Genomic DNA, 9,444 nt, shown 5'->3' with positions numbered 1-9,444 from the left:
ACCCGGGAGAAAAGGGGGGGAGGGGAGAACTTAAGGGCCGTTCCCCCCCCCCCCCCCCCCCCCCCCCCCCCCCCCCCCGCCCCCCCCCCCCCCCCCCCCCCGGCTCGGTGCGACTTCTCAGCGCCGTGCGCCCGTGCTCAGTCGGCGTCCTTCTCGAAGGCGGCGGGGCGCACCTGGACGGCACGGACCCGGTCGACGTCGAGCTTCTCGGACCGGTCGAACCGGTAGATGCCGTTCTGCTCCTGGAACACGTCGGTGAGCTGGGTGTAGCAGTAGCCGAACATCAGCGGGTCGTCGAGCAGGGCGTCCGTCAGGCCGGCGAAGCGCACATGGAACTCTTCCTCGTCCGCCACGCGCTGGCCGTACCCCCACGACTCGCTGCGGTCGTCGCCCGCGGCCGCGGCCGCCTCCTCCGGGTTCCACCAGATGCCGCCGTACTCGCTGCAGAAATACGGCTGCCCCTTGTAGGGCAAGGAGATCGGGCCCTCGGGGTAGTCGTTCGCGTACGGCTGGCCGGTCTTCAGCCCCGCCATGTCGCGCGCGAACGCCTCGGGCTCCTGCTCGTAGTGGTGGGAGTCCCAGACGTCGGTCTCGAGCACGCGGTGCGAGTAGCCGCTGGCGTCGAGCACAGGCCGCGACGGGTCCGCGAGCTTGGTCGCCAGGAACATCGCGCGCGTGACGTCGTCGAGCTGCGTGATCCGGTCGTGCAGCAGCTGGTGGGTCTCGTTCAGCGGGCACCAGCCGATGATCGACGGGTGGGAGAAGTCCCGTTCCAGGGCCTCCAGCCACTCCCCGACGTACGACGTCGTCGGCTTCTGGTGGTCGTCCTTGCGGCCGAAGTCGCCGGAGCCCCAGTCACCGAACTCGCCCCACACGAGGTAGCCGAGCCGGTCGGCGTGGTACAGGTAGCGCTCCTCGAACACCTTCTGGTGCAGGCGCGCGCCGTTGAAGCCGGCCTCGAGGCCGAGCTCGACGTCGCGCAGCAGGGCGGCGTCGCTGGGCGCGGTCATGAGCGACTCGGGCCAGTAGCCCTGGTCGAGCACGAGGCGCTGGAACACGGGCTCGCCGTTGATGCGGATCGCCTTGCCCTCGATGGCCACGGACCGCAGGCCCGCGTACGAGCGGACGGCGTCGACGACGTCGCCCGCGGCGTCGTGCAGCTCGACCTCGACGCCGTACAGGTGCGGGTCCTGCGTGGACCAGGGCCGCACCCGGCCCGCGGGGATCACGACGCGCACCGAGGGCGCGAGGTCCAGGTCCGCGCGCGTGGTCTCGGTGGCGACGACGCCGTCCGCGTCGGTGACCGTCACGACCACATGGTGGCCGCGGCGGTTCTGCGTGAGCGGCACGCGCACGTCGAGGGCACGGGCGGCGAGGTCGGGCGTGATGCGCGGGCGGCGCAGGCTGGCGCCCGGCACCGGCTCCATCCACACCGTCTGCCAGATGCCCGTGGTGCGCGTGTAGTGGCAGTCCTTGTTGGCGTACAGGCCGGACTGCTTGCCGCGCGCTTGCGGGATGCCGCGGTGGTCGCGGGCGCGCACGACGACCGTCACCGTGTCGCCCGGCACGGCGACGCCGTGCAGGTCCGCCGTGAACGGCGTGAAGCCGCCGCGGTGGCGGGCCACCTCGGTGCCGTCCACCCACACCGTGGCGTCGTGGTCGACGGCGCCGAAGTGCAGCAGCACGTGCGTGTCGTCGCCGGCGACGGCGGACCACTCGGCGGGGACGGTCACCTCGCGGCGGTACCAGACCGCCTCGAGGAAGTCGGTGTTCTCGACGCCGGAGAGCTCCGACTCCGGGGCGAACGGGACGGTGATCGTGCCGGTCAGGGGTCGTTCGCGCAGCCCGCGCTCCAGCCCGGAGTCGCCGGGGTCGATCTCGAACCCCCATTCCCCGTTGAGATTCAGCCACCGGTCCCGCACCACCTGCGGGCGCGGGTACTCGGGGCGTGGCACGGAGGTGCCGCCCGGGGCGGACGGGGGGTCGAGACGATCGAGGACGGACATCGTGGTGCTCCGTTGCATGGACGACAGTTCCGCGCTGATTCAACCGAAGCGGCTCTCAAAATGCAACGTTGAATCAGATGTTGGTCCGAAATTCGGCCGGGCGTCAGGCCTCCCGGCTGCTCTCCCGTACCAGGAGCCGGTGGGCCACGACGACGTCGACGTCCCGTTCGTCGTCGCCGCCCGCAGCCCCCTCCACCTGCGCGATCACCCGGTCGACGGCGGTCTCGGCGATGGCCTGCAGGTCCGGCGCGACCGTGGTCAGCGACGGGTTCGAGTACCGGCCGTCCTCGGTGTTGTCCCAGCCCGTGACGGCCACGTCCTCGGGCACCCGCACCCCGTTGAGCCGGAGCGCGTAGAGCGCGCCCAGCGCCAGCTCGTCGTTGGCGCACACGAGGCCGTCCACCTGGTCGATCCGGGGCAGCACCGCCTCGAGGGCCGCCAGGCCGGCCGGGCGCGAGAACTCCGTGACGGGCACGACCCATCGCGGGTCCACCTCCAGGCCCCGCGCCGCGTGCGCCTCGCGGAAACCCTGGAGCCGCGGGGTGCCCGAGCGGTCCGCCACGGACTCCGCCCCGACGAAGGCGAGGCGGTTCCTGCCCGTCGCGAGCAGGTGCTCGGTGACCTCCCGCGCGGCCCGGACGTTGTCGATGCTCACGTGGTCGGTGCGCCAGCGGCGGTCGTGACCAGGGTCGTCGCGCTCGCCGAGCAGCACCATCGGCGTCTCGCCGCGCACCTCGGCGATCTCCGCCGGGCCGAGGGCCAGCGACGAGAAGATGATCCCGTCGATCGCCTGGACCCGGAACCCGCGCGCCACCTGGAGCTCGGTGTCCCGGTCGGTGCGCGTCTCCTCGATGAGCACCCGGTAGCCGCGGGCGCCTGCCACCTCGATGACGATGTGCGCCAGGAGCGAGAAGTACGGCGAGTGGGCCCACGGGACCGCGAGCGCGAGCGTGTTCGTGCGCCCCTGCCGCAGCTGCCGGCCCGCGAGGTTCGGCCGGTACCCGAGCTCGACGATCATCGCCTCGACCTTGGCCCGCGTCTCCTCGCCGACCCGGCCGGTGCCGTTGACGACGTTCGAGACCGTCTTCCAGGAGACGCCGACGGCCGCCGCCACGTCCTTGATCCCGACCCTGCCCGAGCCGCGGCCCGCCCGGGAGCGCCCTGACGTGCCCGAGGACACCGTCGCCCCGGGCTCCGACGTCGCGCCCCGCTCGTCCTGTGCTGCCATCCACCGACCCTCTCTCGCCCGACGCGGGGCGCCGTCGCCACCGTGTCAGCGGACCTCTTGACGGTCCGCGCCACCTAGTCCATCGTGGTCCCACGTTGGAGCGCAACGTTGCACTCAGGAGGGTCGATGAAGACCAAGCTGCGTACGTCCGGGGGTCTGTCAGGGCCGTGGCCCAGCCGCGCCCAGGGCCGGTTCCCCCGTCGGTCGGGTTCGAGCGGCACGGTGGACGACGTCGGGCTGAGCAGGCGCGGCCTGCTCCAGGCGGCCCTCGTCGGCGCCGGCGGCGTCGCGCTCGGCGGCGCGCTGTCCGGCTGCGCCACGCCGACCGCGTCCGGCAGCGGCCGGACGTCGGTGATGATCTGGGACCTGTTCTCGGGCGGCGACGGCGGTCTCATGCAGGAGATGGTCGGCGCGGTGCGCGCCGGCAACCCCGACCTGGACGTCGACTCGACGACGCTGGCGTGGGGCCCCCCGTACTACACGAAGCTCGCGATGGCCTCGTCCGGCGGACGCCCGCCGGAGGCCGCGGTGATGCACCTGTCCCGGCTCGCCGGGTACGCGCCCGGCGGCCTGCTGGAGCCGTTCGACCTCGACGCGCTCGCCGAGCTCGGCATCACGCGGGAGGACTTCCCCGCCGCGGTGTGGGAGAAGGCGCAGTTCGACGGCCAGCTCTACGCGCTGCCGCTGGACACGCACCCGTACATCAACTTCTACAACCCGGAGATGGTCCGGCAGGCGGGCCTCGCGGACGCGGACGGCAAGCTCCGCCCGCTGGTCGGCGCCGACGCGTTCCTCGACGCCGGCCGCGACCTGGCGGAGGTCACGGGCGAGACCGGGATGTCGTGGGGCTACCTGCGCGACCCGGCCGGCTGCTGGCGCGTGTTCTGGGGGCTGTACAGCCAGACCGGGGGCGGGTACGACCTCACCCCGGGCAAGGCGGCCGAGCTCGACACCGCCAAGGCCGAGGGGGTCTTCGAGTTCCTCCAGGAGATGCTCGACGGCGAGGTCGCCGCGCCGAACCAGGACGGCGGCGCCGCGACGGGGCGGTTCATGTCGAAGCGCACCGGGCTGGTCTTCGACGGCGAGTGGGACCTGCCGATGTTCCGCGACGCCCTGGGGGACAACCTCGGGGGCGCGCCGTTCCCCACGATCTTCGACCAGCCGGCCAACTACGCCGACTCCCACTCGTTCGTGCTGCCGCGGCAGGCCACGCCCGACCCCGAGGCCCGCCAGGCCACCTACCGCGTCCTGGCCGACCTCCTGCGAGAGAGCATGACGTGGGCGCAGGCGGGCCACATCCCCGCGTACCAGCCGATCGTCCAGATGCCCGAGTACCAGGCCCTGGTGCCGCAGAGCGACTACGCGAAGGCCGCGGAGATCGCCGTCTTCGACCCGGACGTCTGGTTCGCCGGCGGCGGCAGCGACTTCCAGACCCGCATCGGCGACTCGATGATGGACACCCTCTCGAGCAAGGCCACCCCCAAGACCGCCGTCGACCGGATGCTCAGCGAGATGAACCGTCTCCTGTCGCAGCCCGACCCTGCCGCCTGACCGAGAGAGGACGACGATGACCGCCTCGAGCACGTCACTCAGCGCCCCCGTCGCGCGCCCCTCCCGGCGCTCCACGGGCACCCGCCCCCGCACGGGGACCCGCGCCGTGAACCACTCGCTCCGCGCGCAGGACCGTTCCGGATACCTGTTCGTCGCCCCGTTCGCGGTGGCGACGGGGCTCTTCCTGCTGTGGCCGACGATCTACGGCCTGTGGATGAGCTTCACCGACCAGAGCCTCACCGCCACGGCGAGCTCCTTCATCGGCTTCGACAACTACGTCGAGGCCTTCAGCGACCCGCAGGTGTGGACCACGCTGTGGCACACCGTCTGGTTCACGCTCCTCAGCACCGTGCCGCTCATCCTGGTGGCGCTCGTCATGGCGGTGCTGGTGCACACCGGGCTGCCCGGCCAGTGGGTGTGGCGGCTGTCGTTCTTCGCGCCGTTCCTGCTGACCAGCGCCGTCGTGTCGTCCCTCGCGAGCTGGCTCTTCCAGCCCGAGATCGGCCTGCTCGACGTGGGGCTCGCGAAGCTCGGTCTGGGGCCGATCGGCTGGCTGACCGACGAGAACGTCGCGATGTTCTCCATCGCGCTCGTCACCGTGTGGTGGACCGTCGGGTTCAACTTCCTGCTCTACCTGGCCGCGCTGCAGGGCATCCCGCAGCAGCAGTACGAGGCCGCGACCATCGACGGCGCCGGCGGCTGGCGGCGGCTGTTCTCCATCACCCTGCCGCAGATGAAGAGCATCACCGGCGTCATCGTGGTGCTGCAGCTGCTCGCGTCCCTGAAGGTGTTCGACCAGATCTACCTGCTCACCGGCGGCGGCCCCAACGGCAGCACGCGCCCGATCCTCGAGTACGTCTACGACACGGGCTTCACCAACTACCGCCTCGGGTACGCGTCGGCCATCTCGTACGTGTTCTTCGCCCTGATCCTCGTGTTCACGCTGGTCCGGCTCCTGCCGACGAAGAAGGAGGCCTGACGTGGCCGTCACCGAGTCCGCCCCGGGTTCCGTCGCCACGCTGGTCGCCGCACGCCGGTCGGCCCGGCAGCAGGCCCGGGCCGAGAACCGCACCCTCACCAAGCTGACGATCGGGCCGTCCCCGTGGGTGCGGGCCGCCGCGCTCGCCGCCCTCGTCGTCATGGCGCTGCTGTGGCTGCTCCCGCTCGCGTGGGGCGCCGTCACCAGCTTCAAGCACGAGGCCGAGGCCGCCCTGCCCGCGTCGTGGTGGCCCAGCCAGGGCTGGACGCTCGACGCCTACCGCCAGGTGCTCGGCAACAGCGAGCTGCTGGGCTGGATGTGGAACAGCCTGGTCGTCGCCCTCCTGGTGACGGCGCTGACGGTGCTGATCTCCGCGATGGCGGCGTTCGCCTTCTCGCAGACGCTCTTCAAGGGCCGTGGCCTGCTGCAGTTCCTCACCGTCGCGTCCATCATGATGCCCGGCCAGATCCTCATCGTGCCGCTCTTCAAGCAGATGCAGGCGATGGGCCTGGTCGACACCTTCGCCGGGATCGTGCTGCCGCAGATCGTGGCGCCGGTGATGGTGTTCATCCTCAAGCGGTTCTTCGACGCCATCCCCGCAGAGCTGCTCGACGCCGCCCGCATCGACGGGGCCGGCACGTGGCGGTTGTTCTGGACGATCGTGCTGCCGCTGTCGAAGTCGATCCTCGTGGCCGTCGCGATCTTCGTGTTCATCGGCGCGTGGAACAACTTCCTGTGGCCGTTCATCGTCACGACCGACCCGCAGTTCATGACCCTGCCGGTGGGGCTGTCGACCGTGAAGAACGCCTACGGCGTCCAGTACGCGCAGAACATGGCGTCGGCGATGATCGCCGCCCTGCCGCTGCTCGTCGTGTTCATGCTCTTCCAGCGCCGCATCGTGCAGGGCGTGGCGACGACAGGCATGGGAGGCCAGTAGCAGGGACGATCGGGACATGCCCGACGCGCACGCCCCCGCCACGCAGCACCCCGTCGACAGGCCGACGCAGCGACCGCACGTCGCCGCCGTGGTCGAGGACTGGTGGTGCACCGTGGCGGGGGCGTTCCTGCGCCGTCGCGGCTGGGTGCCGCGCCTGGTCCCCTTCACCGGGTACGGCTCGCCGCGGCGGGTCCGCGTGCTGGCCCGCGTGCTGCTGGTGCCGCCGTCGCACGCCTCGGGGCCCCTGGCGGCGCTGCGGCACGCCCAACGCCGCGGCGCGTGGGCCTATCTGACGCTGCCGGCCCCTCGGGAGGCGGTGCGCGTCACGCTGGGCGGCGTGTCCGTCGACGTGACGACCGACCGGGCCGGGTACGTGGACGTCGAGGTGACGCTGCCGGACGACGCGCTCCTGTCGCCCGGGCGGCACGAGGCGACGCTCACGGCCGTCCGCACGGCGGGCACGTCTGCCGCCGCCGCCGTGGACGTCGCGGGCGACGCCACGACGTTCGGCGTCGTGAGCGACATCGACGACACGACGATGATCACCGCGGTCCCCCGCCCCTTCCTCGCCGCATGGAACACCTTCGTCCGCCGCCCGAGCGCCCGCCGCCCCGTGCCGGGGATGCCCGAGCTGTACCGGCGGATCGCCGCGGACCACCCGGGCGCGCCGTTCGTCTATCTCTCCAACGGCGCGTGGAACACCGCCGACACGCTGGCCGGGTTCCTCGACCGGCACGGCTTCCCGCCCGGCCCGCTGCTGCTCACCGACTGGGGGCCGACGCAGACGGGCTGGTTCCGCAGCGGCCCGCAGCACAAGGGCGACAGCCTCGACCGGCTCATGGTCTCCTTCCCGCGGGTGCGCTGGCTGCTCGTCGGCGACGCCGGCCAGCTCGACGAGGACGTGTACGTGCGCGCGACGGCGCGCTGGCCCGGGCGGGTCGCCGCGATCGCCATCCGGCAGGTCGAGCGCGCCCGCCCGCGGCCCTCCCGCGGGCGCCCGGACCCCGACGCGCCACTGGTGCACGGTGCCGACGGCACGGAGCTCGGCGACCGCCTGGCCGACGTCCTCCGCTGAGGCACCTCGCCGGGTGCTCCTGGAGGCGGCACCGCGGGCGACTCGGACGCAGGGAGACTGGGGCCCGTGATCTCGACCGTCCTCGTCGCCCACCCGTGGCTGTCCCCCGTGGCGCTGGTCGTCCTGGCGGTCGTGGGATGGCTCGCCGGCCCGTGGCTCACAGGCCGGCCACGGCTGGCCGCCGTCCTGGCCGCGGTGTCCCTCGTGCCGGTCGCCCTGCTGACGCTGGCACCGGTCGACCGGGAGCTGTTCGCGCGGTGCACCGTGGGCTGGGCGCTGCCGACGCCGGGCCGGGTCGAGCTGATGGCGAACGTCGTCCTGTTCGTCCCGCCCGTCTACCTGGCGGCCGTCGCGCTCCGCCGGCCGGTGCTCGCGCTGCTCGCGGGGTCGGCCACGTCCGCGGCGATCGAGGTCGTCCAGGCGCTCGTGCCCGCGATCGGCCGGTCCTGCGACACGAACGACTGGCTGTCGAACACGATCGGGGCCGCAGCGGGCGCCCTTCTCGCCTCGGTCGCGCTGCGCCGGTGGCGGCGCCGGGCTCAGGCCCGCCCGATCGGCACGAACCCCGACTCGTAGGCACGCACGACGGCCTGGGTGCGGTCGCGCACGTTGAGCTTGGCGAGCACGTTGCCCACGTGCGTGCGCACCGTCTCGACCCCGAGGAACAGCTCGCCGGCGATCTCCGCGTTCGACAGGCCGGCGGCGACGAGGCGGAGCACCTCGCTCTCGCGCTCGGTGAGGCCGGCCGACCGGAGGGCGTCCCCGGCCGAGCCGCCCGGGCCGTGCGCGGCGACGAGGCGCCGGACGGCGTCCGGGAACAGCAGCGAGTCCCCCTGGGCCACGACGCGCACCGCGTGCACCACCTCCTCCGGGCGGGCCCGCTTGAGCAGGAAGCCCTGGGCTCCGGAGTGCAGCGCGTCGAGCACGTGGTCGTCGTTCTCGAACGTGGTCAGCACCAGCACGCGCGGCGCCGGGGCGCCCGTCCGCCCCGACGCGACGACGGCGCGCGTGGCCGCGATCCCGTCCACCGTCGGCATCCGCACGTCCATGAGCACGACGTCGGGCCGGGCCTGGGTCACCACCTGCGGCACCTCGGACCCGTCGCCCGCCTCCCCCACGACCTCCAGGCCGGGCTCCGCGTCGAGGATCACGCGCAGGCCCGCGCGCACCAGCGGCTCGTCGTCGACGAGGACGACACGGACGACGGCGGTGTCGGGAGGCACGGTCACGCCGTCGATCCTGCCGTACGGACCGGCGGTCGAGCCCGTCGAGACCCGGGTCCCCGCCGCTCGGATCAGCGGAACCCGAGGTAGTGCCGTTCCCAGAAGCCGCCGAGCGTCGTGGTCGCCAGCTCGTGCTCGACCTCTTCGACGTCGTCGGGCACCTTCCAGCGTCCACGGCGCGCGACCGCCCAGGTACCACCGTCGGGGAGGACGAAGGTCAGCCGACCCCGCCCCCGACGCCCGCGGCGGATCGCGACGCGGACGACCTCGACGGCGGGAAGCCCGGCGTCCGGCGGCCAGAGGGCGCAGATGTCGTCCCGCTGGTCGTGGTCCTCCTCCTCGGCGCAGAGGACGCATCCGCGCAGGCCGGCCAGGGCGACCGGGTGCCACGACCACGGGTGGCCGCAGGCCGCGCAGTCCCCACCGAAGAGCTCGTCCATCGCGC

General features: G+C 73.0%; 9 protein-coding genes. 5 read left to right on the top strand and 4 right to left on the bottom strand.

The window, feature by feature from the left end; translation table 11 throughout:
• Positions 1-137 precede the first annotated feature (137 nt).
• The gene (locus tag ACFCZN_RS02270) at positions 138-2,006 is read right to left on the bottom strand and encodes a glycoside hydrolase family 2 protein (protein ID WP_430555680.1); all 1,869 of its coding nucleotides are present in this window, start codon (positions 2,004-2,006) and stop codon (positions 138-140) included.
• Positions 2,007-2,109: 103 nt separating this feature from the next.
• A complete protein-coding gene (locus ACFCZN_RS02265; RefSeq protein ID WP_430555679.1) occupies positions 2,110-3,234 on the bottom strand; it encodes a LacI family DNA-binding transcriptional regulator in 1,125 nt (374 codons plus the stop codon).
• 126 nt (positions 3,235-3,360) lie between these two features.
• Between ACFCZN_RS02265 and ACFCZN_RS02260 the strand changes: the two genes are divergently transcribed.
• From ACFCZN_RS02260 to ACFCZN_RS02240, 5 genes are all read left to right on the top strand, one after another.
• A complete protein-coding gene (locus ACFCZN_RS02260) occupies positions 3,361-4,785 on the top strand; it encodes an extracellular solute-binding protein (protein ID WP_430555678.1) in 1,425 nt (474 codons plus the stop codon).
• Between the two features lie 16 nt (positions 4,786-4,801).
• Positions 4,802-5,764, top strand: a complete 963-nt coding sequence (locus ACFCZN_RS02255; RefSeq protein ID WP_430555677.1) for a carbohydrate ABC transporter permease — start codon at positions 4,802-4,804, stop codon at positions 5,762-5,764.
• A gap of 1 nt (position 5,765) precedes the next feature.
• Positions 5,766-6,701, top strand: coding sequence for a carbohydrate ABC transporter permease (locus tag ACFCZN_RS02250; protein WP_430555676.1), 936 nt, complete (start codon positions 5,766-5,768; stop codon positions 6,699-6,701).
• A gap of 16 nt (positions 6,702-6,717) precedes the next feature.
• Entirely contained in the window at positions 6,718-7,776 is a 1,059-nt protein-coding gene (locus ACFCZN_RS02245; RefSeq protein ID WP_430555675.1) for an App1 family protein, read from the top strand.
• A 66-nt stretch (positions 7,777-7,842) separates the two neighbouring features.
• The gene (locus ACFCZN_RS02240) at positions 7,843-8,352 is read left to right on the top strand and encodes a VanZ family protein (protein ID WP_430555674.1); all 510 of its coding nucleotides are present in this window, start codon (positions 7,843-7,845) and stop codon (positions 8,350-8,352) included.
• Here ACFCZN_RS02240 and ACFCZN_RS02235 read toward each other — a convergent pair.
• A complete protein-coding gene (locus ACFCZN_RS02235) occupies positions 8,316-9,005 on the bottom strand; it encodes a response regulator (RefSeq protein ID WP_430555673.1) in 690 nt (229 codons plus the stop codon). The two genes, ACFCZN_RS02240 and ACFCZN_RS02235, sit on opposite strands and share 37 nt — an antisense overlap.
• Positions 9,006-9,070: 65 nt before the next feature.
• Entirely contained in the window at positions 9,071-9,439 is a 369-nt protein-coding gene (locus ACFCZN_RS02230) for a hypothetical protein (protein ID WP_430555672.1), read from the bottom strand.
• Positions 9,440-9,444: the final 5 nt, after the last annotated feature.

This window comes from Isoptericola sp. NPDC056134 (assembly GCF_042264825.1).
In the GTDB taxonomy this organism is placed as follows: Bacteria; Actinomycetota; Actinomycetes; order Actinomycetales; family Cellulomonadaceae; genus Isoptericola; species Isoptericola nanjingensis.
The sequence above is the reverse complement of the archived record's forward strand: the minus strand, read 5'-3'. Positions and strand labels throughout refer to the sequence as shown.

What these genes read in the sequence shown, in the direction of transcription:
- ACFCZN_RS02270 (WP_430555680.1), bottom strand. Translation starts at nt 2,006, where the DNA reads ATGTCCGTCCTCGATCGTCTCGACCCCCCGTCCGCCCCGGGCGGCACC.
- ACFCZN_RS02265 (WP_430555679.1), bottom strand. Translation starts at nt 3,234, where the DNA reads ATGGCAGCACAGGACGAGCGGGGCGCGACGTCGGAGCCCGGGGCGACG.
- ACFCZN_RS02260 (WP_430555678.1), top strand. Translation starts at nt 3,361, where the DNA reads ATGAAGACCAAGCTGCGTACGTCCGGGGGTCTGTCAGGGCCGTGGCCC.
- ACFCZN_RS02255 (WP_430555677.1), top strand. Translation starts at nt 4,802, where the DNA reads ATGACCGCCTCGAGCACGTCACTCAGCGCCCCCGTCGCGCGCCCCTCC.
- ACFCZN_RS02245 (WP_430555675.1), top strand. Translation starts at nt 6,718, where the DNA reads ATGCCCGACGCGCACGCCCCCGCCACGCAGCACCCCGTCGACAGGCCG.
- ACFCZN_RS02230 (WP_430555672.1), bottom strand. Translation starts at nt 9,439, where the DNA reads ATGGACGAGCTCTTCGGTGGGGACTGCGCGGCCTGCGGCCACCCGTGG.